Origin of the sequence: Arthrobacter sp. UCD-GKA, assembly GCF_001863355.1 — a bacterium.
GTDB lineage: Bacteria > Actinomycetota > Actinomycetes > Actinomycetales > Micrococcaceae > Paeniglutamicibacter.
This window is the reverse complement of the sequence record NZ_MOLR01000004.1, coordinates 662,852-687,971: the sequence shown is the minus strand read 5'-3', so window position 1 is coordinate 687,971 and position 25,120 is coordinate 662,852. Positions and strand designations below refer to the sequence as shown.

Sequence of the window (25,120 nt, the reverse complement as noted above, 5' to 3'; positions counted from 1 at the left end):
CGGCAGGACACCGACCGAGGTCCGGCCATGTGTGGTCAGCCCCGGACTTCGTGGTCCGGTGGACTTGTGCTCACAGGGCCGACTACCCGAGCGCGCTGTTCGTGTCCAGCAAGATCGTGTCGGCACGTTTCTCCCAGAATCTCTTCAGACGATCCGCCTCTGTGGCACTGTCCCACTCACCGGCACATTCCCAGCCCTTGCCTTTCCAAAAGTTGTAGTGGACGTGGAATCGTTTTTCGTTCTTGCACACAGCTCTCCAATGTTGAGCGACAGTCCTGGCCAAGCGGATCAGTTGATGTTTCATATGAGCACTTTGCCAGATGGGTTCCTTAGCGCCAAGAAACTGCCTGAAACCGGCATACGGGTGCCTGGTGGCTTTGCGCCGGTGATCTGGTGCGTCGTACTTGACTGACACAATGGACTAGTGAACCCACTGTGGCCTGAGGAGAAACATGCAGATTAAGACTCGACAGCGAGTGCGTGACCTCGCTGAGGTCTACACCCACACCCGCGAGGTGACGGCCATGCTTGATTTGGTTCCCGACATGTTTCCCACCGCGGAGGACCCGGGCAACACTGACCGAAAGTTCTTCGAGCCGGCAGCAGGCTCCGGCAACTTCCTCGAGGAGATCCTCCGCCGCAAGATCGCCTTCGTGACTGCGGAGCATTACCGCTCCACCGTGTTGTACGAACACCGGCTGCTGCGTGGACTTGCCTCGATCTACGCCGTGGACATCGACCCCGAGAACGTCGACGAGTCGAAGGACCGGATGAAACACGTGCTGCAGTCCCACCTGGACAACGACCTCAACACCAAGGTTCCGACCCCCGGCTTCGCCAGTGCGGTCGACGCCATCTTGGAAACAAATATCGTCCTGGCCAACACCCTGACCGACCTTCACTCCATCGAGTGGGTCGACTACCGCGCCAGCCGCAATGGAACCTTCCAGCGAGAGTGGTCGATGGCAGGCGAGGCTGACCAGCTTGACCTGTTCTCGGTGGCGAAAGCCGACGAGGTGCCGATCCACTACTCCCTTCTGACCAGCAACCCCGAGCCCGTGATGGCCCCCATGAAGGTCCGATCATGACCACGACGCGTTTTGGGCAGCACGTTCCCGATATTCTCGACTGCCTTGCACAGCTCTCCAACGACGAGGTGCCCACCCCGCCTAAGCTCGCCCGAGCGATGCTCGACCTGCTCCCCGACGAGGTGTGGAGTAGGCCAGATTTCGTGTGGCTCGATCCGTTCAGCAAGTCAGGTGTCTTTCTCCGCGAGATCGCGACCAGGCTGTTCGAAGGCCTGGCTGACTGGGAGCCAGACTTTGCTGCACGCCGCGAGCACATCCTGTGCAACATGCTCCACGGGGCCTCGATTACCGAGATGACCGGGATCATCTCGCGTCGCAGCCTCTACTGCTCCGCGAACGCCTCCGGCCCGCACAGCATCGTCCGATTCGCAGCGCCGCAGGGCAATCTCCCGTTCATCCCCGCAGCGCACGACTTCCAGTCCAACGGCCGTTGCGGTCTGTGTAACGCGCCCGAGGAACTCGAACGCGGCGAGGGTCGCGAAAACTACGCCTATTCGTTTATCCACGGCACCTACCCCACGCAGGAGATGGCCAACATGAAGTTCGACGTCATTGTCGGTAACCCGCCCTACCAGATTGACTCCGACGGCAACACACGAACCATGCCGATCTACCAGAAGTTCGTGGACCAGGCCATCGCCCTCGACCCCCGTTACGTCCTGATGATCACCCCATCGCGCTGGTTCGCTGGTGGTCTCGGCCTAGACGACTTCCGCACGCGGATGATCGCAGACCGCCGTCTGGCCAAGCTTGTCGACAACCCCAAGATCTTTGACTGTTTTCCCGGAGTGAAGATCCGCGGGGGTGTGAGCTATTTCCTCTGGGACCGGGAGCACCATGACGATACCGAGTTCTCCACGAGGATTGACGGCACTATCCGATCGACCACGCGAAGGGACTTGCGCAAGGGTGAGGGCGTTCTTGTCCGTGATAACCGCGCCGCTGTGATCATCGAGCGGGTCGCGCAGCTCGGCTACCCGTCGGTCGAAGAAACCTTCGGCCCCCAGGTCCCCTTCGGGTTGAGGACTAACTTCGCCGGATCCTTGGAATCGCCCTTCCCCAACTCCATCCCCCTTATCTACGGGACGCGCGTCGGTTACGTCCGGGACGACCAGCTTGAACGAAACCATGCCTTGGTAGACCGGTGGAAAGTACTGCTCCCGAAGGCAAGCAGCGGTGACACCCCGCTCGACGGTGAGGGCAATATCGTTGACGTGGTAACTGGTGCACCGATCGCGCTTGCCCCCGGTTCTGCGTGTACCCAGACGTACTTCGTCGCAGGCGTCTTCAACTCCGCCGCCGAGACGGAGAACTACGCCAACTACCTGGCCACCAAGTTCGTCCGCTTCCTCGTGCTGCAACGAAAGGTCACTCAGGACATCACGCCGGATCGCTTCCGGTTTGCTCCCATGCTCGATATGACTCGGAGCTGGACCGACGAGGAGCTGTATGACCACTTCCATCTCACCCACGAAGAGCGCGACTACATTAACTTGACCATCAAGCCGCGTTCGGTGAACCTCTCTCTCGACTCGCCCATCCCAGCCAGTCACCTGTCAGGCGGATCGAAGTACCGACCTGGTGCAGGAGTCGATGCCCCGGAGACCGACAAGTGACCAAGCGCCTTTACGTCTACACGGTTGTCGGCAAGGACACCGAGCCTTGGGAACGCACCGAGGGCTCGACACTTGTCACGGGCGCCGGTCTGCTGAAGGTCGGGCAGACAACCAAGGGCACGGCCCGTGCTCGCATCAAGCAGCAGCTCAACACCGCATACCCCGGTCTCAAGGGCGTGACCATCCTCCAGGACGAGCCCGCGACCAACGTGTACGGCGAGGACTTTTCTGACCACGATGTGCACGCTGCCCTGGTCGCGGCCGGTATCAACCGCACCGGCGGTGAGTGGTTCGAGGCGACCCTTGACGAGGTCAAGGCCGCGATCCAGACAGTGCGCTCCGGCATCGCCTACCAGCCCAAGCGGACCCAGTCCTTCGACATGCGCCCTGAGCAACGAGCCGCCGTCGAGACCACTGCGGCCTACTTCCGCAACCACGCAGGCAACAAGGCGCCAAAGTTCCTGTGGAACGCAAAGATGCGTTTCGGCAAGACCTTTTCGACCTACCAGCTCGCTAAGGAGATGGGCTGGCAGCGGATGCTTGTGCTCACCTTCAAGCCTGCGGTGGCCACAGCCTGGAACGACGACCTGATCTCCCACGTCGACTTCGACGGCTGGCGCTACATCGATAAGGAGGCCAGCGAAGTAGAGCGCGACGACGCCGCCGATTTTGACGGCCCGGTGGTTTGGTTCGCCTCTCTGCAGGACCTCGGTGGCCGCGACGCCGACGGCAGCATCAAGGCCAAGAACGAGGCCATCCACCTGATCGACTGGGATGCCATCGTCCTGGACGAGTACCACTTCGGTGCCTGGCGTGACTCCGCCCGGGCCCTCTACGACCCCGCTGACAATGCCGAGGCTGAACTGGAGGAGCCCGATGAGCAGGTGACCGTCGAAGGCCTCGCCGAGGAACTGGCGGTCAAGGCTAGCCACTACCTGTATCTGTCGGGCACTCCGTTCCGCGCGATCACCGACGGCGAGTTCACCGAGGACGCTATCTTCAACTGGACCTACGTCGACGAGCAGCGCGAGAAGGCCCAATGGGACAACGCCAAGGGTCCCAACCCATACATCGCGCTGCCCCAGATGCAGATGTACTCCTACGATATGGGCAAGAACGCCGAGAGCTACGCCGAGGACGGTGAGTTCAACGGCTTCAGCCTCAACGAGTTCTTCAAGGCCACCAAGACCAACGACGGCTTCGAGTTCGAGCGCCCCGACGAGGTGGGCGAGTTCCTGGAGATGTTCCGCGGCAAGCTCTCGGACCAGATGAAGCTCCAGGTGCTCACCCAGGACAAGCCGCCGTTCCCCTACGAGGCCGTTCGGTTCAAATCTGCCGTCAAGCACTCGGTTTGGTACATGAATAACGTGGCCGCCTGCTTCGCGATGGCCGAGATGCTGCGCAATCATCCGTTCTTTTCCCAGTTCGAGGTCGTGGTCGCCGCCGGTAACAAGGCCGGCCAGGGCATAGCCGCGCTGCCGCCCGTGGAGCGTGCCATCGAGGACGTCAAGAAGGGCGACGCGGTCGGCTCGATTACCTTGTCGGTCGGCAAGCTGATGACCGGCGTCACCGTCCGCGAATGGGGCGCGATCTTCATGCTCCGGTCGTTGAAGAGCCCTGAGTCATACTTCCAGGCCGCGTTCCGCGTCCAGTCCCCGTGGGCCTACCGTGACGCCGAGGGCAACCTCGACCTGCGCAAGCCGGTCTGCTTCGTCTTCGAGTTCGACCCCAACCGCGCCCTGTCGCTGGTCGCCGAGTACGGCTCCAAGCTCGCCACCACCGGCGACACGACCCCGTCGCAGGCCATCGGCGAGCTGATTAACTACCTGCCGATCTTCGGCTTCACCGGGGGAGCGATGACCCAGCTCGACGCCACCGCGGTGCTGGACTGGGCCAGCGCTGGAGTCGGAGCTGCCGCGCTGGCTCGTCGCTGGAACTCTCCTCTGCTCGTCGATGTCAACGAGCACACCCTCTCCGCAGTCCTGGCCCAGCCGGCCCTGATGGAGGCCCTGGAGAACGTCGAGGACTTCCGCGCGTTGGTCGACAACGCCCAGCAGGTCATCACCAACACCAAGGACCTCAAGAAGGCCAAACGCGACCAGGGCGGTAAACTCACCCCCGACCAGAAAAACCAGCAGTCCGAGACCGCCAAGAGGCGTGCCGAGATCCGCGAGAAGCTCCAGAAGTTCCTGGCTAAGATCCCGGTGTTCATGTACACCACCGACTACCGCGAGGAATCCCTCAAGCACGTCATCGAGTCGCTCGACTCGGAGCTGTTCGAACGCGTCACCGGCCTGTCAGTGGCCGACTTCAAGACGCTCAACCACCTCGGCCTGTTCAATGCCCAGCACATGAACCACGCCATCTACCAGTTCAAGCGCTTCGAGTCCGCCAGCCTCGACTACGCCCTCACCGACGAGGAGCGCGAACGCCGTCACCAGCACGAGCAGATCGGCCTGTGGGACACCGTGGCTGTCGAGTAAAGCCATGCCTGTGAACAGGCATCGTCCGATCTATCTCCCCGACCTCATTGAAGCCCCGAGGGACGCACCAGACCGTCCCGCGGGTCTCCTCCGCCTTCCTCGTTGAGAGGGACGCCGAGGGTTTGCACCACTGACCTGATGGCGTTTCTAGGCAATTTTCGCCGTCACTTCAAAGGATCGTTTTATGCTTCATGCTTAAAGTGGGATGGGGAGCCGGTGTGGCCATCATATTCAGCAAAGTGCGTAGGCAGTGAATAACTTTCATCGCCAAACCTTGCTCTGCTTCAACGCCGCCGCACAGACCGCACCTTGCACGACGATCCCTCTCGAATCGGTAATCAAGTTGATCCAGGTTCCACCGGCCAACCCCGGCGGACTGGAGTTCGTCGCCCGGCAGAACGATGCCTGATGACCCGTTGGTCTTGGATACACGCATATACCGATCAGCATGGTTGGTCCCCTGTCTCCTATGCACTCGTTTTGTAATACAAGACCGTTGACACCGCGTTTCCGGAAAGTGTTATTTGACTTGACCACCATGACTATTACCTCATGAATATCAGGCCGCAATGCGGTCCGGTAGAGTCATTCTGACATTGGAATATTGGAATATTGGGAGTACCTGGGGGATCACATGAACGTTAATGCGCCTACGAACCGTCGCATGGGAGCGAAGGCCATGGTGGCGGCTTTGACCATGGCATTGTGTGGTTCAGGCCTGGCTATCCCAGCTTCGGCGCTCGAGCCGTATCCCGAGCCGCCAAGAGTTGTCGAGTCGTCAATCTCCAGCACTGACATCGACGTAGTCGACGGGCCGAGAGATGTCACGGTCAGAGTCGAACTGGAGCATCTAGGCGCTGGCTTGGCAAAGGTTGCGTTTGACCCACAGCCGGATGACTACCGAGGAACGGATGCAGTCGCCGGCGAAGAGTTCACACTTATCTCAGGCGATAGCCGCCGCGGCGTCTATGAAGCCACTTTCACCTTCCCGGAAGGAGCCGAGGGCGGGCGTTGGATGTTCGGTGGCTACCTGGTCGACACCGCGGGAGTGGAGTACCACGAAGCCGAATTCAGTGTCGGACTCTATCCCGTGGTGCATTCCATTCCAGATCGGACCGCACCTAACGTGAGTGGTCGACTTTCGAAAACTCTGGTTGACGTGACCGACGGAGATGCGAACGTCATCTTGGACGTAGTCGCAGACGATGCAGGCGTCGGCTTCCATCCGCAGTCCAGGGTTCCGCTCAGATTTGACTACATCTCCAACCGCGGTCACCTCACGAACACCTCTACAAGTCGACGCCAAGCGCACTTCACCACAGAACTCACCTTTGCGAAGTACGAAGTGAGGCCCGGTTCAACGACCACTCGCCGTATCACTCTTGGCCCGATTCCTGATGCCAACGGAAATGAGAGCTACTGGGAAGGAAACGTCACAGTCGCCACGCGCCCCTTGCAGGGCAAGCGCCCTATTCTTGAATCCACAGCCCAAGGATTGCTAGCGACATGGGCGACCCACATCGACCCCCTTGGTATTGAGGAATATGAAGTGGAGTTCGCGAATCCCGTCTCGACCTATGTTCTTCGGACCACTGCACTGGACGGGCTTCGTTCGAGTTTGCCCCAGGGGTCCTACACGGCGCGGGTGCGGGCTCGAAACACCCTCGGCTGGGGAGAGTGGAGCGCGCGTTCGCCAGAGACATACTTCAATGGCCCGGTCCAGGGACAGGTTCCCACCATCATCGGGACCTCCACCGTAGGCAGCACACTTACCGCGGTCCCCGGGACCTGGTCACCGACCGGCGTCGGGCTGGCCTACCAGTGGTCTGCGGACGGCACCCCTATCCTCGGGGCCACCAACAGCACCCTGCACCTCGCCCCCAACCTCGCGGGCAGGTCCATCACCGTTGCCGTCACCGGGACGAAGGCCGGCTACACCACCGTGACCAAGACCTCCACGACGGTGAAGGTCACCACGCCCGCGATCAAGGTCGTACCCTCAGCGCCGACATCGGTCGCTGCTACCGGTAGCTACACCATTCCCTCCAAGGCTGGGGTCAGATACATGGTGAATGGGACGGCGAAGGCACCCGGCACCTACATGTCCGGTTACGCGAACATCAAGATCACTGCCGTCGCGCAGCAGGGATATATCCTGTCGGGGACCGCCTCCTGGACCCTGGATCTGGCTAAGAAGACCGCGGTGGCCGCAGCGCCTACGGTCAGTTACGCAAACAAGACGATCACAATCCCGCGCGTCACAGGGGTCGCGTACTTCATCGATGGGATCGCCAAGGCAGCGGGAAACCACAAGGTCACGACGAACGCGACGGTGAGCGCTAGGGCATCCGCAGCGAACTACGTGGTTTCCGCCAAGGCCTGGAAGCATGATCTGCGAACGGCAGTTACCCCCACCAAGCCGGTGTTCAGCGCCTCCGCCAACACCGTCAAGATCCCGGCCAAGACCGGTGTCGCCTACTACGTCAACGGCGTTCGCAAGGCCGCCGGGACGCACAAGTACTCAGGCACCGGAACCGTGGTGGCAAAGGCCAGCACCGGCTCCTACAAGCTTGTCGGCACCGTGTCCTGGAAGTTCGACAACCGCAACGCCGTCACCCCCACCAAGCCGGTGTTCAGCGCCTCCGCCAACTCCGTCAAGATCCCGGCCAAGACCGGTGTCGCCTACTACGTCAACGGCGTTCGCAAGGCCGCCGGGACGCACAAGTACTCAGGCACCGGAACCGTGGTGGCAAAGGCCAGCACCGGCTCCTACAAGCTTGCCGGCACCGTGTCCTGGAAGTTCGACAACCGCAACGCCGTCACCCCCACCAAGCCGGTGTTCAGCGCCTCCGCCAACTCCGTCAAGATCCCGGCCAAGACCGGTGTCGCCTACTACGTCAACGGCATTCGCAAGGCCGCCGGAACCCACCGTTACACCGGAGCAATAACCGTCACGGCGAAAGCCATCACCGGCTCCTATAAGTTGGCGGGAACGTCGAAGTGGACCGCGAAGCTGTAGCACTTGCGGACAATTGCCGGGTGCTCACGTCGCCAGGTGACAGAACCCTATAGCCAGCGAAGGCTGAACTTGCCTAGTCCCGAAGATCCGGACTTGGTGAGTTGTATCGAGAAAGTGTGAATTAATGGCTGATTTGAAGTTGTTTAGGATCGCAAACGGCACCGCTACCGAGCTTCCATCAAGCAGCGTGGCTTTGGAACGCGATCTGCAGGTGCTTCTCGAAAGCAATCTGGAGGCGTTCTTTGGCGTAAGGTTTTTAGCCAGCGAGTACTCAACCGGCAAGGTTCACCGGGGACGCATCGACTCCCTCGGGTTGGACGAGAACGGGTCTCCCGTGATCCTTGAATACAAGCGGACCATCAATGAAAACGTCATCAACCAGGGATTGTTTTACCTCGACTGGCTAATGGACCACCAAGCGGAATTCCGGCTCCTGGTCGAAGACAAACTTGGTCGCGATGCTTCCATGAGAATTGATTGGTCGACCCCGAGGCTCGTGTGCGTGGCGAACGACTTCACCAGGTACGACGAACATGCGGTGAAGCAGATTGATCGCAACGTGGAGCTCGTTCGGTATCGTGACTTCGGCTCCGATCTAATGGCCATCGAATTGGTGACGACCACATCTGCTACATCCCTGACTCGCAGGATCGTTGCACCCGAGTTACCTGAGTTACCTGGGTCTTCGGGGCAGGTCGCAACCGGCGGCAGGAGACGAAATGCGGGAGATCTCCTGTCGCGGGCCGATGATGAGCTGAGAAGCCTCTATGAAGCGTACGAGGAGTTTGCCCTCTCCCTGGGTGATGATGTGGTCAAGAATGAACGCCAGGATTATTTTGCCTTCAGGAGGCTCAAGAATTTTTCGTGTGTTGAGGTGCACCCAACATCGAAAAATCTGCTCATCTATTTGAAACTCGACCCGCAGACGGTCCAGATGCAGGACGGCTTGATCCGAGATGTTTCCAGCATCGGCCATTTCGGCACCGGGGACGTGGAGTTGCGCATCAAGGACAGAAACGCGTGGGAACTCGTGGAATCACTGACTCGACGGGCATACGAAGCGAATTGACGCCCGCTAGCCGAACTCTCGAGATTTTTTCTTGCAAGGTGTCCGCCCCGGCCCTTTACTATCGCGCTCAAGGAAGGCAGGCCCGGCAGCAGAAATGGGATGACTATATAGCGCTGCAAAAAGAACGTAGCACTTGGAGATGTCCCAGCCTCCACGAGTGACGCACTTCCATCGGATGCAGTCGCAACAAACGATCCGATGATGGGATGCTGACCCGCGTGTCTCCACGCCGAAATCGAAGTGCGGTGAACCGCCGAATTTCGGGAAAACCAAAATTCTCAACATTGTGTCTCGTGTCCTATTTTTCCAAGCAGGCGAAATCCAACCGTTGATAAGACCCGGGGAGTGGGTTTAGCCGGTATTGGTTGTGCGCGGGTCGGTACCGTGGATCAGAATGCCTTGGTGCGGATGTTCGCTTGTGGTAATCCGACGATCGTGATCGACAGCTCCTCGTCCCGGGGCCCGCCACCGGCCGGCCCACAGGATCTGCCCGGTGAGGCCGCTACAGCCAGGCCACCCCCGGGCATCCCGAAGGGATCATCCCGCAAGCCAGCGACCTCGTGTGGACGGGTGCCCAGCCCCTCCAAAAACCCCGGAAACCTGGGGATTTGATTTTCCCTTGAAGCCCTACTATATTTCTTGGCATGCGGGGAGAAGAACGAATTACCCCCCCACGTTGAGGAAGGCGCAGTTGATTCCTTTGGGGGAACCCGCACAGCAGTACCCGGCCGTCGGACAGCTTGAGACGGCCACCGCAGTAATGAAGTACCAGCAGTACCCAAAGGGCGTGGTCCTCGACAGCTTGAGACGACCACAGCAGTAATGCAGTAGCCGGAGGGCGTGGTCGTCGGACAGCTTGAGACGACCGCAGCAGTTCAGCAGGACCGGCAACCCCGGCAGTACAGAAGTATCCGCAGTACAGCAGTAGCCGGAGGGCGTGGTCGTCGGACAGCTTGAGACGACCGCAGCAGTTCAGCAGGACCAGCAACCCCGGCATTAGCAGCAGTACAGCAGTACCCGGCCGTCGGACAGCTTGAGACGGCCGCAGCAAAACCGGCAACACCAGCAGTAAATCAGTAAAGCAGTACCCGGAGGGAGCGGTCGCCGGACAGCTTGAGACGACCACAGCAGTACCAGCAACACCGGGAAGTACCTGCAGTACCGGGCCGTAGGACAGCTTGAGACGGCGACCATAGTAAAAGCAAAAACAACCCCCTATGGGCGGGCTGGTGATGAATTCGCATTCATCACCGGCCCGCCCCTTTCCGTTCTTGCCAAAGTTGGCGTCACTCACCAGGTGCGCGCCACCGGGGCAGGAACCGGAGCCGGCACTATCCAAAAACCCACCTTGCCTCCTTAGGTGTCCCTCTGCCGCTCGTGAGTGCTTCCCCATGGGGGCGGGTTTGGGTAGCAATGGCGTGAAATGTGGACTTCGGCGCTCTGTGAAGGTTTTCGGTTGTCGTTATTTGTCGTTAGTTGCCGATGACGAGGATGCTTGCAGCCGCTTCGATGACATCGTCGATGATGGTGTAGAGCTGGTTGAAGCGGATGGGCTTCCGGGCGGGGTGCGTTATGCAGCGATCACGGAACGCCTCCACTTAGCGATCAAATCCACGCCGGTAACTGTCGAGGAACTGCCAGAAATCGATCCCGTCTTTCCAGCCGCATCATGAGCGGAACGGGGGCCAGTGGCCGATCCTGGCCACTTTTGGTTATGGTTGGCCACCAACCCAACCCCCCCCAACAATTTGAGGGCGTCAGAACGCCGATTAGCTGACATTGAGTGCCGCACCTACGCCGGATAGGAAGTTTTCATGACCACACCTCCCGTCACAGCTGAGAAAGCTGCTGAAATCCGGAAACGGTTTGCAGCAGGAATCAGCAGGGTTCAACTCGCCAAGGAATTTGAGCTGAGCCAAACCGTCATCGGGCAGATTCTCCGCAACGAAGTCGTGGGCAATGATTCACAAAGTGAAGGGTTACGCACGGCACGCGTCCACAACCGGACGAATCCACGCGGCCAAAAACACGCACCGCGAAAGAACTGGTACTAATCCCGTGAAATCCTGGGGTGCCAGCCACCCAGGATTTCACGGCTGGACCCTCACAAGCGGAGGGGCTTCCGGGCCGGGTGCGTTTGCAGCGATCACGGAACGCCGCCACTTAGCGATCAACTCCATAGACAACGTGGTCTCAACAAGGTGTCTCTTGGTATCCGGTGCAGGGAAGGCCGGACCGGATGTTTGGTGGGACATGTCTGTCGGCATGGGGATCTGGGGAGGGCGCCGACAGCGTAATTGGGACTCACTGGCATCGACCCATGAGGGGCGTTGCTAATGCTTCACCTCCAACCAGTGGTGAAGCGGTAGCCGTTTCCTTGGCGAAGGCAAGTGCCGTTGGTCCGGGGCCACGCACAGAACCCCAGGGCATCGTTAGTTCATCGGCTTGTATGAGCGGTCCTCAAGCATCTCGAAAAGCTTGGGCGTATCGTTCTCGGCGGCGATGGCCTGCATGAAGTGACGGTCCAGGTTTCCGGACAGCGTCACCATGTACGGGCGGTTGCGACCGAGACGCTCGAAGATCTTATGCATCATGTCCGTTGCCAGGCCATGCTTCCGGTACTCGTTGTCGACGAAGAAGCCGCTGAGGTAGGTGAACTCGGGTTTGCGCTCCCAGCGTTTGTAGGTCGCTTGGCCGACAATGCTCCCGTCCTTGGTGAATGCCGCCAGCTGGCCCCATGCATCGGTCGGTGTTTCCCCCACCCAGCGAATAGTGATGTCGTCCATGCTCGAATTATGGCAGGCCAGCATTAAGCAAAACAAGATCCATGATTACCGCTTGTCATTCTGGGGTATACCCCTGTCTGGCGAGCTGAAAACCGTGCGGAACTGTCCTGATTGGATCAAAATTCGATCTATTGACAGTCCTTTCGCGTGCTCTTTGAATCTAACTGGACACGCCTAAAATGAGCGAAAAGGCGGAACCGCAAGTGCCGAACACCGGCCTTCGTGGGTGACATATCCGACCATTCGCCTCATCTTCACACTGAATTAGGGAAACCCGCTGATTCGTACGGGCTGGTTAGCGGCCCTTCGAGGGTGCTGATCGTCACGGTTCACGAATCGTTGCCCAGCAGGCTTCGAGGTAAGCAACGACTCTTAGATCTCCGCATCCGTGTGGGACGATAACGAATAGCGGAGACAATCTGGGCAAGCACTATCGTCCGCGGCCTGAGGTTGTTATTAGTGTCGCTACCGCCGCCTATGGTGGATTCTGATTGGGGAAGGGACAAGACGTGACCACTGATAACAAGGCACTAGTGCCAGTATGGACGCTCGCTACAGAAGCCGTGAGCCTCCCGAACGTGCTAGGCGATGAGGGCATGACACCGGCCCGACTTGCAGAACTGCGAACAGTCCTTGCAACGCTTGCTGATTCCCCCATCGCCACGCTGGAAGCGCATCCGATGCCGGCCACGCGCGAACGCACCGGAGGGATTGTGCTTCATGCAACCAGTCCACTCGCTCAGCAGCTGTCGCAGCTCGTGGCTCAGACAGCGAAGTCAGCGCCTGCGAAGCTGAACGTCGCCACTACCGGTGAGGTACTTTACCGAATGGTGGTACCGGCAAAGGTCGCCGCACAAGTCGGTGAGGGACTCGTGAAGCCCATGGTTTCGAAGGCCGTTGCGGGGGGTGTGCATAGCGCGCTGCGCGACTCCGTCGGCATCGTATCCCAAGCTACGTTTGTGCCCGTTGCTGGCAAGGCCGCTGTCGCAGGTGCTGCAACAGGTTCGGCCGCCACCGCTGGTGTGGCCGTGGCCAGTGCCGGAGCATTGACAGTGGCCGCGCCTCTTGTGCTGATGGCCGTCGCGGTCAGTGTCAGCGCCTACGCCGATCACCAACGCCAGAAAGCGATCGAGCGAATCACAGACCTCGTGGAGCAGTTACACGAAGCCGATCTCGAGAACGAACGCAACGTGTTGGACGCTTGTAGTGAAGCGATTGACAATGCGACGTCGGTTCTCCTCGACGACAGCAAATTAGGCCTATCGCTAGGACTTGACTCCGCATCGCTCGCGATCAACACTGCGATCTCAGGAACCCGGACCCGGCTCAATAAATGGCGAGATGCTTTAGCTGCGCTGCCCGAGGGCCCGGTCGAAGTCGGTGCATTGACAAAATCATTCCCAGGAATCACTGATGAAGGCGGGACATTCCGCGCCCACCTAGAACTTGCACGACTCGCTATTGCTCTCAAACGCCGAGTGCTCGTGCTTCAAGCAGTAGAACACGCTCAGCAGGATACGAACAATCCATTCAAGAGCTTCACTGAAAGTTTGCATGCCAACGAGCGTCGCATCGACGAGTTGGAGTCAGACATCTACTCAGTCTTACTTCGACTGTCGACTCTTGAGGTGAAGCCTCACCGCGGGTTCCGAAGCCAGGTGTTCACACACGGCAAGGTCGATGACCTCCTTAAAGCCGTATATCGCCTTCGTGCTTTCGGCGATGGCCTCAACGTGGGGATCCATCAAGCTGATGTTGCGATTGAGATCGAACGAAACCGCGACGGATCGCTTGTAGTGTTCCCTGCAGTCGCTGCCTAACAGGATGCCGCGCGCATACTGATTGACCTACCTCGGTCTCAGCAAATAGAGTCCTCGCAAGCCGTTCCATGCTACTCAAAATCTACGCGATGACTAGCTCATTTCTCTATGAAGACGAAGGGATTTGATTGGAATCGGGGACAGGGATCTGATACTTCCAGAAGGGCCCTCATGCTGGTGGTGTGGTGCGGTGGCGGACTCCAAAGAACACCGTTTCAAGGCATCGCAATTGAGACGAATGTTTAGGAATTCCGAGCACCTATGGTTTGCCAATTCCAAGCGTCCGACGCGTATCAACGGCGCTGGAGCAAAAGCAGTGGTGTTCCCGAAGGTGATGTGCCAGGTCTGCAATAACGTTCGGAGCCAGCCTTTTGACGGCGCCTATGACCACTTCGTTAACTTCGTCTGGGAGTACCCGGAATATTTCAGGACTCGATCGAAATTTGGCATGCTGGAAATCTTTGATGGAGACGCTAGCGGCAGCGCAAACTTAGCGCGTTACTACATCAAGAACATCGCCTGTCGTATTGCAGAGATTGGTTTTGAAGTCCCGCATCAAATAGTTGATTTTATGGATGGGGCTCCTAGAATTCTGGGTGGAACACTGGTTCTCTACAAGGATTTTTCAGCTTTCGATTATTTTTCCGAGCAAGGAACTCAAGGACATTTTCCGCGTGCCAATCGCATGCACAATCCAGAATCCTCGGCCCAAGGACCACTGGCGGTATTTCGTGCCGAGATACAAGATGGCCCAATTGGTGCACTTTTCTGGTGGGATGAAGTGACCCCGACCGGAGTCGTTTTTTCTTCACAGCCGCTCACATACTTGCGAGCACGACAAGACTTGCCGCATCTGGAGCTTCACGATTACTCCGATCTCTATGATTGATTTTGATGTGAAACCAAAACTGTGAACGCCACAGAGAGCCCTCGCTGTTAAAGCGCCCGGGTTCGGTGGAGGGAACCAAGTCGCCAGCCAACCATGTCCAATGCCCTTAGCGGAGTGACTTTGGGACCATCTTGCGGGGCCAATGCGGCGAGCTTTTCCCATGCAGGCAACTGGTCGATGAGATCGCGCTGTATGTCAGGCAAGAGGGCGCGGAGGAATCCCGCTCGTGAGCGTCTCGGGTCAGTGGGTATCGGTGGATCCCCGATCTCCTGGTAGCACTGGCGAATGCACTCATCATAAAGCGGCAGCAGCTGAGGCCTTTTCCGGTGCAAGACCTTCGCGAGCTTGGTCAGCCGAACGTGCGGTTTGGGGAATTCCCAAGCGACATCGAACAGACGGGCAATGGCCTCAAGAGTATCGGAATCGGCATCCTCGAAGCTGCCGGTGACCTTGGGATGTTCCAAGCGGAGGTTGAGCTCCGGGAGCATGTCCGCCATGCCGTAGTACGAGATAATCGCTCGCTGTCCCGCATTCAGTAAGGAAACAGCCGGAAGATCCGCCAGTCCAAGCTCCGCACTCGAATGCCCGGGGTATCCGTCATAGGCGGGATATGACCAGGTGAGATTCTTGTTGCTGGTGTATTCCAGGATGTAGGAGACTGCGTCGTCCCATTTCATGGTGGCACCGCCGACGCGCAATGGTTCATTCATACGGCGAGTCTAAAGGTGCCACAGACTATAGAGGGTGGATGGCGCGATGAATGCCGTTTGTCTTGTCAAAGGATCCCCTTGATGAGGCCACGAGTAGCGTGGGGGCTTTGCCGAGGATGTGTGGTTCAGTCCTCTCAGTGCATCTCAACAATGTGTCTCAGGTAGCTTGTTCGCAACGAAATCGTAAGCCGCCATTACTGGGACATGCACTGGAGCGCGCCAATCCGCCTGCCGGCCACGGCCTGCCAATATCCATCAACTGTAATATAAGAGAAGTGGAGAAATTTATATTTTAGGAATATGGGGAACTGATGTATTTGTCAGAAATTTCTATTGAGAACTTCCGCCAGTTTGGGGCAGGAGACAATAGGTGCATAGTCCCGTTCCGTCCTGGGGTGACGGCACTGGTTGGAGAAAATGATGCCGGGAAATCGGCGATCATCGATGCCATTCGCTTTGTTCTGTTGACGAGGGATTCTGAGTACGCAAGCGTGCAGCATGAAGATTTTCATAATGCATCAGATGGCGAACCCTCGAATGTTATTACGCTCACCTGCCGTATAGCGGCTCTGAGCACCGCCGAACAGGGGGCTTTCGCAGAGTTCCTTTCGTTCGAACATGATCCGGCGGGCCAAGAACGAGCTGTACTTTACATCCAATGGCAGGCGAAAAAGGTAACTTCCGCACCTACAGCGCGCCGGTGGGTCGACATAACGGTTACGTGCGGCCGTGATGGTAGGGGACCAACATTGGATTCAGCCGCACGCCAACTGCTGTCGGCAGCATATCTGAAGCCCCTCAGGGACGCTTCCAGGGAACTATCGGCAGGTCGTCGGTCGAGACTGTCGCAGGTACTCGGCAACATGGAAAGCATCAAGAACGGGAAACGCTTTAGTGACACCCAGCCCCCATCCACGGCAACTGAAGCAATGGATCTTAGCCTTGTCGGGATCTCTCACTACACGAAGCATTTGGTCAACAACCACGAAGGGATTGTTGAAGCGCGTGAAACGCTGAATCAGAACTATCTGTCGCGTATGCAATTGTCCGGGAATTCCGCGATCGGAACGATAAGCGTGTCGGAAGGAGGCAAAGACGACGCAGTTCTCAGGCAATTGCTGGAACGTTTAGAGCTTGTTCTACAGGACGGTCCTGGATTGCCTGCCCGGGGGCCTTACGGCCTGGGTTCCAACAATCTCTTGTTCATGGCTTGTGAACTTTTGCTACTGGGTAGTGAATGGGGTCTTGGTAGTAATGGGGACGGATTGAGCGCTAAGCCCTGCTCGGGCGCGAGGTAGCGTGGTGATATGCCGACTGATCAATATTTGACCGAGGAACAAACGGTGGTGTTCGGGCGGTTCGTAGGCGAACCATCTCCGGCGGAGCTGGAGCAGTTCTTCTATCTCGACGCGGCTGACCTGGAAGGGATTGCTGAGCGTCGCGGTGAGCATAATCGGCTCGGTTTTGCGCTTCAGGTTGGGACAGTGCGGTTCCTGGGGGCGTTCCTGTCGGATCCGCTGGATGTTCCGTGGTCCGTGGTGGAATATTTGGCGGCACAGCTCCGAATCAATGATCCGTCGGTGATCAAGCGGTACCCCGAGCGGGTTGCGACTCCGAACGCTCATGCGCGGGAGATCCGCCGGCTCTATGGCTATGGGGACTTCACGGGAGCTGCGGTCGAGGATCTGAGCGAGTTCGTTTACTCGCGCGCCTGGACGCACGGTGAGGGGCCGAAGGCGTTGTTCGCCCATGCGGTGGCCTGGTTGCGTCGGAAACAGATACTCCTTCCTGGAGTGACGAGACTATTGAAGTCGGTTCAGGCTGCCCGTGAACGTGCAGTGTCGGAGCTGTACGAGCGACTGGCTGGGGCAGCAATGGCCGCGGATCCTCAGTTGCCGGGACGTTTGCTTGGATTGCTGGCCGTTGATGAGGGTGCCCGTGGGTCCAGGTTAGAAGCATTACGCGCAGGGCCTGTGAGGTTGTCCGGGCCTGCCTTGAACAAGGCCCTGGCGCGGGTCGAGCAAGTCAGGGCCCTGGGGATTGGCGCGGTGGAGACTTCAGGAATGCCGGCATCCCGGTTACGGGCGCTGGCACGGTATGGGGTGGAAGCAAAGGCGCAGTCGCTGCGCCGGTTGGCGGAGCCGCGCCGCACGGCCACGTTGGTTGCGACAGTGGAAGCGTTGTCAGTGGCGGCGGTCGATGATGCGTTGGACTTGTTCGATGCACTGATGGCCTCGAAGGTATTGGGACCCTCGAAGAGGGCTGCGGTCGCGGCACGGTTGGAGACACTGCCGGAGCTGGAGAAAGCCTCGGCTGTTCTTGCCCGTGTCGGGCGTGAATTGGTCTGCCTGCTGGAGGAAGCGGGCGAGCAAGTCGATGTAGCGACGGTATGGGCCCGGCTGGAGAAGGTCGCCGCAAGGGATCAGATCGCGCAGTACGCCGACACGGTCGGTGCTCTCATCCCGGACGCCTCGGGACTGGAGGGCGCGATGCGTGTGCAGGTGGCCCGCCGATACCGGACGGTTGCCCCATTCCTGGGGTTGTTGGCTACCGTGTTGCCACTGCGGGCAACGGCAACGGGACAGCCTGTGCTTGATGCCCTGGCCGGATTGGAAGCCCTGCGTGGCCGCCGGCAGCTCCACAAGGACGACGTTACCGAGGCCTTGGTACCGGCTGCCTGGCGCGCGGCGGTGTTCGGTCGCGACGGGGTAGAAGTTGACCGGGAAGCATGGGTTTTGTGCGTGTTGGAGCAGCTACGCGTTTGCCTGCGCCGTCGGGACGTGTTTGCCACACCATCGACCCGGTGGGGCGACCCACGCGCCCAGCTGCTCGATGGTGAGCAGTGGGAGCAGGTACGCGATCGGGCGCTGACCAGCTTGGGCCTGGAAGGGCCGGCTGCCGAGCACCTGAACGATCGTGTTGAGGTGCTGGATACGGCCTGGAGGAGCTTGACGGCAAGCCTCGAGGAAGTGGGCCCGAACGGTTCGGTACGGCTGGAACCCTCAAGTACGGACGGGCGCACACGTTTGAAGGTTGACCGTCTGGATGCCTTGGAGATCCCGGACTCGCTGCGTGAACTCCGTGGGCAGGTCGCCTCGATGCTGCCACGGGTGGATCTTCCCGAGCTGCTGCTGGAGGTTCATTCCTGGACCGGGTTCCTCGACGCCTACACCCACATCGGGCAGTCCAAGGCCCGCATGGATGATCTGCCGCGCTCGGTTGCGGCGCTGCTGGTCGCAGAGGCCTGCAACGTTGGCCTGACACCCGTGGTTGCCGAGGGACACCCGTCCCTGACGCGCGCTCGGCTCGGACACGTGGATGCCAACTACCTGCGCAGCGAGACCCACTCCGCCGCAAACGCGACCCTAATCAAGGCCCAGGGTGAGATCCCTGTCGCCCAGGTGTGGGGTGGTGGGCTGCTGGCCTCCGTCGATGGTCTGCGGTTCGTGGTCCCGGTACGCACGATCAACGCTGCCCCGAACCCGAAGTATTTCGGCCGAGGACGCGGGCTGACGTGGTTCAACGCGGTCAACGACCAGGTGGCCGGCATCGGCGCCACTGTCGTGCCCGGCACCGTGCGTGATTCACTCTACGCGCTGGACACGATACTGAACCTCGACGGCGGTCCCCGACCAGAAACGATCACCTCGGACACGGCTTCCTACTCCGACATGGTCTTCGGGATCTTCGCCCTTCTGGGTTACCGGTTCTCGCCACGGATCGCCAACCTGTCCGACCAACGCCTCTGGCGCGCAACCCCGCGTGGCACCACGGACTCCGATTACGGGTCGCTGAACGATGTCGCCCGCAACCGGATCAACTTAGCCAGGATCGCCGCACACTGGGATGACATGACCCGCGTCGCTGCGTCTCTGGCGACAGGGACGGTGCGCGCCTACGACTTGCTGCGCATGCTCTCCCGTGACGGCAGCCCGTCCCCACTCGGTGCCGCGATCACCGAATATGGGCGCATGGACAAGACCATCCACCTGCTCGCCCTCATCGACCCACTCGAGGAAACCTACCGACGAACGACCCATACGCAGCAGACCGTCCAGGAATCACGCCACCGCCTGGCACGCGCGATCTTCCACGGGCGGCGCGGACAGATCTACCAGCGCTACCGTGAAGGCCAGGAAGACCAGCTCGGTGCACTCGGCCTGGTCCTGAACGCCATCGTGCTCTGGAACACCCGCTACACCGATGCCTCCATCAATGCACTGCGCGAGGCCGGCAACCTCGTGGACGACGCCGATATCGCCCGCCTGTCCCCGCTCGGCGATCAACACGTCAACATGCTCGGTCGCTACGCCTTCACCACCACCACACCAAGCGGGCTCCGCCCCCTGCGTATCTCCCCTGATAGTGCTGACTGAACCATAGGTAGCGGGGTCTGATACTGGTATGGACCAACGTTGCTCTGAAAGTAACCAGTCCCGCAAGGGGAACCTTGAACGGGACAGCTTTGCCTACGCTCGCTGTGCCATGACACTTTTCCGGGCGGTGAAGTCCACCAAGGGGACCAAGGCATGATGCTGATTGGCCTGCGATTGCTAGGGGAGGCCACGCTCGGGAGCGTGGCCTCGCGCACCGATGGGCCCGGACCCGTTGTCGGGGGATCCGGAGCCCCTGGTGAGCGCTGCGAGGGCATTTAGACGCCGGCGTAGGAGTGCAGCCCGTTGAAGTAGAGATTCACGACGGTGAAGTTGAAGACCAAGCAAAGGTAGCCAATAATGCTCAACCATGCCGAGCGTGCACCGGTCCAGCCGCCGGTTGCACGGGCGTGCAGGTAGCCGGCGTAGACAACCCAAATGACGAAACTCCAGACTTCCTTGGTGTCCCACCCCCAGTAGCGGCCCCACGCTGCCTCGGCCCAAATGGCACCGGCCATCACGGTGAAGGTCCACATCACGAACGCCACGGTATTGATGCGGTACGCAAAGTTTTCGAGGGCGGCGGCGCCGGGGACCAGGCGCATGAACGGCAGCTTGTCACTCTTGCCGGCCGCCAGCGCATCCATCCTGGCGTGTTGCACCAGCTGAAGGACGTTCATGGCGAAGGTGATGGTGAACAGGGACGAGGCCAGCACCGCAATAGAGACGTGGATGATCAGCCAGTAGCTCTGCAGGGCGGGCACCAGGTGGGCAACCGGGGTGGGGAAGCCCATGGTGGCGCCGCACAGCATGACGGTGACCAGGCCGATGACGAAGGTGCCCATGAAGCGCAGATCCTTCCTCAACAACACCAGCACGAACACCAGGGCCACCAGGAAAGAACCGGTGGACAGGAACTCGTACATGTTGCCCCACGGCACCCGGTGCGCGGCAATGGAACGGCCTGCCACCGCGAACCCCTGCAGCAGCACGCCCAGCCAGGTCAGCGAGACAGCAACCTTCGCTGCCATGCGCTTCGCGGAGACGGCGGTGTAGTCCATGGAGTCATTGACCAGTTCGTTCTCCGCACCGCCCGAGGGCGGTGTTCCCACGGCACCGGCCGCCACGAGGACCTTCTTTTCCGAGGCGAGCGTTGCGGCGTCGATCTTCCGGATGAGTTTGCTGGACTTGGCAAGGTCCCACGCGAAGGCGATGAAGGCTGCCGCATAGACGATTGCTGCCAGCAGCATGAACAGGTCGCTGTACTGACCCAAGGCCACGTTGATCGTGGGCATGTCGTTTTCCATTCGTTCTCCTAGACTCCGGCTCGCTCAACGGCGGGCCACTGCTGTTCAAGGAGCTTGCGCAGCTCCTTGGCCTCGGATTCAAGTCCGTGGTCTTCTCCGCGGGCCAGCAATCCGTATTCGATGACCCGCTCTTCACGGCCCGAGCCGTCAACGGAGGTCTTGATTTTCACCCAAGCACGGCGACGCGGGGTGAAGAGCGAGATGCCCAATCCCAACAGTGAAAGGGCTGCAAAGACCGCGACGGGGCGCTTGCTCGGGTCGTAGGCGATGTCCACGCCGATATAGCGCTTGAGTCCGTCAAAGGAAATGCTTCCCTTGCCGTCGGGCAATTCGTAGGTCTGCCCGGCACCTAGCACGATGCCGCCGGCCTCGAGGTCGCGGTTGTTCATCTCGGTGAGCCGGTCGGTTTCCAGCACGTAGACGTTTTGCGGCATGCCGTCATCCAGCCCCAGGTCCCCATAGTAGGAATTCAGCTGGAGCTGCGGGTTAATGGCGTTCGGGTCCCCGGAAATCGCGAACCCTGTCTCGTCCGTCATCGCGGTGGGCAGCAGAAATCCCTGGAACCCCAGCTGGTCCGGCTTCGCATCGGGGGCCTTGATGACCATCAGGGAGGTGTACATGCCATCCTGCGGCACGGAGACCACCGGGCCGCTGAAGGCAACGTCACCGTCGCCGTCACGTACGGTGACCACCGGTGCGTAGCCGTTGCCGACCAGGTACATGTCCGCGCCATCGATGCGCAGCGGGTGGTTGACTCGGATCGTTTCCTTTTCGGGTTCGGCGTCGGGGCTGCGGCGGGTTTCGACCTCGGCGGTGAAATCGAGGGGCTGGCCGAAGTGCGTGGTCGATTCGCGGTCGAAGGTGACGTTGAACTTCTCGAGCTTCACCGAGTAGGGGTCCAAGGAGTCTTCCTGGAACCAGGTGCCGGGGGTGAAAGCGTCGTAGGACACCAGGGAGTTGACGAACGTGTCCCCCTCGACCAACAGGTGCTGCCCGTTGTAGCCAAACGCCCCACCGATACCCACCGAGGCCAGGAGTCCCACCAGGGACGTGTGGAACAGGAGGTTGCCGATTTCCCGGGTGTATCCCCGTTCCGCGCCGACCGACGGGTTGGCCCCCTCGGTGCGGGCTTCGGAGCGGTATCCGCGTTTCTTCAAGAGCGCCGCGGCTTCCCTGGCGATTTGCGCGTCGCTGAGACCGGACTCGGAGGCCGGCTGGATCCGGATGGCTCCATTCTGCGGCAGGCGGTCCAGCCGCGAAGGCGTCCGTGGCGGCGGGGTTCGCAGCGCCTGGGCGTGCTTCTTGACCCGGGGCAGGATGCACCCGATCAGGGAGATGAACAGCAGCAGGTAGATCGCCGAGAACCACACCGAGGAATAGACATCAAAGAGCTGGAAGCGGTCAAGCCACTGGCCAAGTACCGGCTTGTTGGCCAGATAGGTGGTCACCTGCTCCGGGTTCACCGAGCGCTGGGGAAAGAGCGAGCCGGGCACCGCCGCCACCGCCAGGAGCAGCAGCAGGAAGAGTGCGGTGCGCATGCTGGTGAGCTGGGTCCAGGCCCAGCGGAGCATCCCAAGGAACCCGAGGGCCGGGACCGCAATGTCTTTTTTAGAAACTTTTTTCGCCATTAGATGGGCAACCTGACCTCATTGGTGAACCAGTCCTGCAATTGCGTGACCCACGAACCCCACAGGCCGGTGGCCATCAGGAGTCCCAGCAGTATTAACATGCCGCCGCCGAAGCGCATGATCGCCAGTTGGTGGCGGCGGAAGAATTTCATGGCACCCATGCCGCGGCGCAGACCAAGTGCGATGAATACAAATGGCAGGCCCAAGCCCATGCAGTAGAAGAACGTCAGCAGCGCACCCTTGGCGGGGTTCGGGTCGATTCCGGAACTCATCGCGAGGACTGCCGCCAGCGTTGGCCCGATGCAGGGAGCCCAGCCCAGGCCGAAGGTCACCCCGAGCACCGGTGCCCCCCAAAGCCCTGCGGGTGGTTTGCGATGGATTTTCGCATCGCGTTGCATGAAGGAAAAACCGCCCATGAACACCACGCCCATGAGGATCACCACCAGACCAAGCAGCTGGGTTACCCAAGAACCTTCGAATCTCATCCAGACGGCGATCTGTGAAAAGACCACGCCCGCCAGGACAAAGACGGCAGTGAAACCGAGGATGAACAGGCCAATGCCCGCGACCATGCGACCACGCTTCTGTTCGGCGAGGTCGGCGCCGGACAGGCCGGTGACGTAACCCAGGTAGCCAGGCACCAGGGGCAGCACGCACGGGGACAGGAAGGAGACCAGTCCCGCAAGGATGGCCACGGGGACCGCGAGGATCAGCGAACCGTCCTGCACAATCTCTGCAAACTGGTTGCCCCCCTGTGCAGGAATTGCGAGGGAAGCAACGAGCGATGAAAGCATCACAGGGCCTCGGTGAGGGCGGTATCGATCAGGGCCTTGAGCGTACTTTTTTCTGCAGCACCCAGAATGCGTGCCGCGACCCTGCCCTGCCTATCCAGCACCAGGGTGGTGGGCACCGCTTGCAACGGAACGTACTGGGTCATGGCCAGCTGGATCGCGCCCTGGGTGTCCTGCACCGAGGGGTAGGTGATGCCGAAGGTGCGCTCGAACGCCTCGGCGGCCTCCTTCTCGTCGCGCACATTGATGCCAATGAACTCGACCTTGCCCTCATATTCGCTGCTGAGTTCCACCAGGTGCGGGGCCTCAATGCGGCACGGTGCACATGCCGCGTACCAGAAGTTCAGCACCGTTGCCTGGCCCACCCAGGTGGCCGAATCAATGGCTGTTCCGTCATAGGCCACCGCGCTGATCTCGACCGGGGCCGTGCGTGAGCCGGGACCGTATTCCTCCACCGAGCCATCGCCGGCTATGTAGTTCTTGTTGTTTCCCTCCCGCGCCTGCTTGGCCAGGGAGTCCTCATCTCCCACACATGCCGCCAGTGGCAGGACAGCGGCGCCAAGCACGGCTGCACGCAGGAAAGCGCGGCGTCCCGCATGCTTCAAGGGGGACGGAAGGGGGTCGGTCATGATTTCTAGCTCCTGGGATGTTCGCAGCGTTGGCCAAGAGGTCCACGCTGGGTATATACATTGCGGACTGCGAGGCGGGTTCCGGTATTACCGGCACCGTCCCCACCGTGGATTGCTGGGGTTATGTGGCAACCTGTTCCAGTTCGGTTTCGGGGTTCGGGGATTGCGGTGACGAAAGCGTGCCGGCCCTGTCCTTGCCGGAGGTGGACTTGTTAGAGTCCAAAGGCCCCTCCCTCGACGAGGATGAACACCCCGAGGCCGATGAGGACGAGAGGGAACAAGATGTGTTCCCAGCGTTCCAGGACCTCGGCAATCGGCCGGCGCGTGGCAAGGAACTTGGCCAGCACCACGAGAACTGCAACCAGTGCGAGGAAGGCGATGCAGTATGCCACCACGGCGGTCGGTCCCACGCTGAGGAAAACCGGAACATAGACCCCGATGTTGTCCCCGCCGTTGGCGAAGGTGACAGCCGCGACAGTCAATACCCCCACGTTCTTGCCAGCGACTTTGGCATCATCGTCGTCGTCGGCTGCCCGCCAGGCTCGCCAGGCTCGCCATGCCGCCCACAGGCCGAGGAACAGGGGGATGAGGCCGAAGTAGGGGATCGCCTGGGGAGGGAGGAATACCCCAGCGCCCAGCGCCACGAGGACGGCCGTGGCGAGGATTCCGCCAAAGCCGAGATACTGGCCCGCCAGGATCCGGGCCGTTGTCCCACGCTGTCCGGCACCGCGGGCGAAGAACAATGAGAGCACGATGATGTCGTCGATGTTGGTGGCCATGAACAGGCCGATGGCCTGCAGGATGGAGGGGATGAGATCCATGGTGTCCTTTCAGGGTGGGGGATCGGTGGCGCCGCCTGGCTCCGGTGGCGCCACCGGTATTTTGTCCGCGCTGCGCCGGATTGCGGCAGGG

Annotated in this window: 18 protein-coding genes; 11 read left to right on the top strand and 7 right to left on the bottom strand. The window is 60.2% G+C overall.

The features are described from left to right. Nucleotides 1–476 precede the first annotated feature (476 nt). From BLJ79_RS09355 to BLJ79_RS22880, 7 genes are all read left to right on the top strand, one after another. Complete coding sequence (locus tag BLJ79_RS09355; RefSeq protein WP_217641858.1) at nt 477–1,088, top strand: hypothetical protein; 612 nt, start codon at nt 477–479, stop codon at nt 1,086–1,088. Then, nucleotides 1,085–2,704 carry an Eco57I restriction-modification methylase domain-containing protein gene (locus BLJ79_RS09350; protein WP_071214421.1) on the top strand — a complete coding sequence of 540 codons (1,620 nt, stop codon included), beginning with the start codon at nt 1,085–1,087 and terminating at the stop codon, nt 2,702–2,704. Before BLJ79_RS09355 ends, BLJ79_RS09350 begins: the two co-directional genes overlap by 4 nt. Beyond that, on the top strand, nt 2,701–5,187 hold the full coding sequence (locus BLJ79_RS09345) for a GIY-YIG nuclease family protein (RefSeq protein ID WP_071214420.1): 2,487 nt from the start codon (nt 2,701–2,703) through the stop codon (nt 5,185–5,187). Before BLJ79_RS09350 ends, BLJ79_RS09345 begins: the two co-directional genes overlap by 4 nt. A gap of 1,549 nt (nt 5,188–6,736) precedes the next feature. Further along, nucleotides 6,737–8,206 carry a hypothetical protein gene (locus BLJ79_RS09335; protein WP_071214418.1) on the top strand — a complete coding sequence of 490 codons (1,470 nt, stop codon included), beginning with the start codon at nt 6,737–6,739 and terminating at the stop codon, nt 8,204–8,206. Between the two features lie 124 nt (nt 8,207–8,330). After that, nucleotides 8,331–9,275 carry a DUF5655 domain-containing protein gene (locus tag BLJ79_RS09330; protein WP_071214417.1) on the top strand — a complete coding sequence of 315 codons (945 nt, stop codon included), beginning with the start codon at nt 8,331–8,333 and terminating at the stop codon, nt 9,273–9,275. A gap of 1,403 nt (nt 9,276–10,678) precedes the next feature. Next, nucleotides 10,679–10,948: a hypothetical protein gene (locus BLJ79_RS22885; RefSeq protein ID WP_139194796.1), complete on the top strand. Its 270-nt coding sequence runs from the start codon at nt 10,679–10,681 to the stop codon at nt 10,946–10,948. Between the two features lie 141 nt (nt 10,949–11,089). Beyond that, nucleotides 11,090–11,329 carry a helix-turn-helix domain-containing protein gene (locus BLJ79_RS22880; protein ID WP_139194795.1) on the top strand — a complete coding sequence of 80 codons (240 nt, stop codon included), beginning with the start codon at nt 11,090–11,092 and terminating at the stop codon, nt 11,327–11,329. 378 nt (nt 11,330–11,707) lie between these two features. On the opposite strand, the gene BLJ79_RS09325 is transcribed toward BLJ79_RS22880, so the two are convergent. Next, the gene (locus tag BLJ79_RS09325) at nt 11,708–12,061 is read right to left on the bottom strand and encodes a GNAT family N-acetyltransferase (protein WP_175475427.1); all 354 of its coding nucleotides are present in this window, start codon (nt 12,059–12,061) and stop codon (nt 11,708–11,710) included. Between the two features lie 509 nt (nt 12,062–12,570). On the opposite strand from BLJ79_RS09325, the gene BLJ79_RS09320 reads away from it, so the two are divergent. Then, the gene (locus BLJ79_RS09320; protein ID WP_071214535.1) at nt 12,571–13,881 is read left to right on the top strand and encodes a hypothetical protein; all 1,311 of its coding nucleotides are present in this window, start codon (nt 12,571–12,573) and stop codon (nt 13,879–13,881) included. Nucleotides 13,882–14,119: 238 nt separating this feature from the next. Next, nucleotides 14,120–14,770, top strand: coding sequence for a hypothetical protein (locus BLJ79_RS22875; protein ID WP_139194794.1), 651 nt, complete (start codon nt 14,120–14,122; stop codon nt 14,768–14,770). A 47-nt stretch (nt 14,771–14,817) separates the two neighbouring features. Here BLJ79_RS22875 and BLJ79_RS09310 read toward each other — a convergent pair whose 3' ends face one another. Next, the gene (locus tag BLJ79_RS09310) at nt 14,818–15,480 is read right to left on the bottom strand and encodes a DUF6308 family protein (protein WP_139194793.1); all 663 of its coding nucleotides are present in this window, start codon (nt 15,478–15,480) and stop codon (nt 14,818–14,820) included. Nucleotides 15,481–15,791: 311 nt separating this feature from the next. Here BLJ79_RS09310 and BLJ79_RS22390 point away from each other — a divergent pair, with 311 nt between their 5' ends. Beyond that, nucleotides 15,792–16,778 (top strand): AAA family ATPase, encoded by a 987-nt coding sequence (locus BLJ79_RS22390; RefSeq protein ID WP_083411137.1) that lies wholly within the window; start codon nt 15,792–15,794, stop codon nt 16,776–16,778. 9 nt (nt 16,779–16,787) lie between these two features. After that, nucleotides 16,788–19,856 (top strand): Tn3 family transposase, encoded by a 3,069-nt coding sequence (locus BLJ79_RS09305; protein ID WP_071214413.1) that lies wholly within the window; start codon nt 16,788–16,790, stop codon nt 19,854–19,856. A 275-nt stretch (nt 19,857–20,131) separates the two neighbouring features. Here the strand turns inward: BLJ79_RS09305 and ccsB are convergent, their stop codons facing one another. The 5 genes from ccsB to BLJ79_RS09280 form a co-directional block, all read right to left on the bottom strand. Then, nucleotides 20,132–21,148, bottom strand: a complete 1,017-nt coding sequence (ccsB, locus tag BLJ79_RS09300; RefSeq protein WP_071214534.1) for a c-type cytochrome biogenesis protein CcsB — start codon at nt 21,146–21,148, stop codon at nt 20,132–20,134. 20 nt (nt 21,149–21,168) lie between these two features. Then, the gene (gene resB, locus BLJ79_RS09295; RefSeq protein ID WP_071214412.1) at nt 21,169–22,788 is read right to left on the bottom strand and encodes a cytochrome c biogenesis protein ResB; all 1,620 of its coding nucleotides are present in this window, start codon (nt 22,786–22,788) and stop codon (nt 21,169–21,171) included. Beyond that, on the bottom strand, nt 22,788–23,582 hold the full coding sequence (locus tag BLJ79_RS09290) for a cytochrome c biogenesis CcdA family protein (RefSeq protein WP_071214411.1): 795 nt from the start codon (nt 23,580–23,582) through the stop codon (nt 22,788–22,790). Before BLJ79_RS09290 ends, resB begins: the two co-directional genes overlap by 1 nt. Further along, nucleotides 23,582–24,208: a TlpA family protein disulfide reductase gene (locus tag BLJ79_RS09285; RefSeq protein ID WP_071214410.1), complete on the bottom strand. Its 627-nt coding sequence runs from the start codon at nt 24,206–24,208 to the stop codon at nt 23,582–23,584. Before BLJ79_RS09285 ends, BLJ79_RS09290 begins: the two co-directional genes overlap by 1 nt. Before the next feature lie 212 nt (nt 24,209–24,420). Further along, a complete protein-coding gene (locus BLJ79_RS09280; RefSeq protein WP_071214409.1) occupies nt 24,421–25,029 on the bottom strand; it encodes a cadmium resistance transporter in 609 nt (202 codons plus the stop codon). Nucleotides 25,030–25,120 lie beyond the last annotated feature (91 nt).

Coding starts and splice junctions, on each gene's coding strand:
- BLJ79_RS22880 (WP_139194795.1), top strand. CDS start 11,090: ATGACCACACCTCCCGTCACAGCTGAGAAAGCTGCTGAAATCCGGAAA.
- BLJ79_RS09280 (WP_071214409.1), bottom strand. CDS start 25,029: ATGGATCTCATCCCCTCCATCCTGCAGGCCATCGGCCTGTTCATGGCC.
- BLJ79_RS09285 (WP_071214410.1), bottom strand. CDS start 24,208: ATGACCGACCCCCTTCCGTCCCCCTTGAAGCATGCGGGACGCCGCGCT.
- ccsB (WP_071214534.1), bottom strand. CDS start 21,148: ATGCCCACGATCAACGTGGCCTTGGGTCAGTACAGCGACCTGTTCATG.
- resB (WP_071214412.1), bottom strand. CDS start 22,788: ATGGCGAAAAAAGTTTCTAAAAAAGACATTGCGGTCCCGGCCCTCGGG.
- BLJ79_RS09290 (WP_071214411.1), bottom strand. CDS start 23,582: ATGCTTTCATCGCTCGTTGCTTCCCTCGCAATTCCTGCACAGGGGGGC.
- BLJ79_RS22875 (WP_139194794.1), top strand. CDS start 14,120: ATGTTTAGGAATTCCGAGCACCTATGGTTTGCCAATTCCAAGCGTCCG.
- BLJ79_RS09325 (WP_175475427.1), bottom strand. CDS start 12,061: ATGGACGACATCACTATTCGCTGGGTGGGGGAAACACCGACCGATGCA.
- BLJ79_RS22390 (WP_083411137.1), top strand. CDS start 15,792: ATGTATTTGTCAGAAATTTCTATTGAGAACTTCCGCCAGTTTGGGGCA.
- BLJ79_RS09350 (WP_071214421.1), top strand. CDS start 1,085: ATGACCACGACGCGTTTTGGGCAGCACGTTCCCGATATTCTCGACTGC.
- BLJ79_RS09330 (WP_071214417.1), top strand. CDS start 8,331: ATGGCTGATTTGAAGTTGTTTAGGATCGCAAACGGCACCGCTACCGAG.
- BLJ79_RS09305 (WP_071214413.1), top strand. CDS start 16,788: ATGCCGACTGATCAATATTTGACCGAGGAACAAACGGTGGTGTTCGGG.
- BLJ79_RS09310 (WP_139194793.1), bottom strand. CDS start 15,480: ATGAATGAACCATTGCGCGTCGGCGGTGCCACCATGAAATGGGACGAC.